Origin of the sequence: Xanthovirga aplysinae (assembly GCF_009711365.1) — a bacterium.
In the GTDB taxonomy this organism is placed as follows: domain Bacteria; phylum Bacteroidota; class Bacteroidia; order Cytophagales; family Cyclobacteriaceae; genus Xanthovirga; species Xanthovirga aplysinae.
In genome coordinates, this window is sequence record NZ_SMMB01000262.1 from 1 (window position 1) to 904 (window position 904).

1 protein-coding gene is annotated in these 904 nt (G+C 33.8%); it reads right to left on the reverse strand.

Annotated features, from left to right (window positions below; all coding sequences use genetic code 11):
* Positions 1-150 precede the first annotated feature (150 nt).
* Positions 151-904: sterol desaturase family protein (locus tag E1171_RS00655; RefSeq protein WP_155203096.1), on the reverse strand; the 754-nt coding region annotated here is incomplete at its 5' end.

Consider the following 904-nt stretch of genomic DNA (forward strand, 5'->3'; position numbering starts at 1 on the left):
CAATTGAATGTTATGCTCCACATTCCCTATTTCTTATGATTTAATAAAAAAAAGGAAGTCAAGAAATTAATTCTGATTTAGTAATCAAAAAGTTGGAGCTTATAATATACAGGTATAACCAACAAATGGCCCCTCAAAACTTTAAATATTTCAACCCTTGTTATCTTTTTTATAAAAAGGATACAGAACCTGTCCCATAAATTTCTTTGGAAACTCTTCCAGCTTACTAAAACCCAAGGGAATATCTCTCCCACTTTTTGGAATGTAATTGGTACGAAAAAGATAATCCCAAATACTTAAACTCATTCCAAAATTTACTCCATACCGTTTATTTTTTGGCAGCTCTTTTGCATGATGCCATATATGCATCTCTGGATTATTAAAAATATACTTTAGAGGCCCAAGGTTTAATCTAAAATTAGCGTGATTAAAATGGCCTATGGTTAAGGCAAATAAATGAACGATAAAGAAATCCTGAATTCCAAAACCAATCATTGCCAAGGGAATATATTCAATAAATCGATAAACCACCGTTTCCACCCAATGGAAACGAAGTTGGGCAGCAAAACCCATTTCCTCCACCGAATGATGAACCTTATGAAACTCCCAAAGAGCTGGTATTCTATGCAGCAAACGGTGAACATGAAAATGAATAAAATCTCTAATTAGAAAGAGGGATAATAATTGCCCCCAAACAGGCCAGCTCTGAATCTTTATGGCTACCAGATTGGAAATCCCAATAGCGGCCAAACCATCCTTAAATATTTCCACAAAAACATTAGAAAAGGCATTATAACCAATTAAGGAAAAGAGGAAAAAATTAAAAAACATATAAAACCCATCCTTCCAAAAATCCTTTCGGAACAAACCTTGTTTTTTTCGCCACGGAAAGAAAATTTCTAAC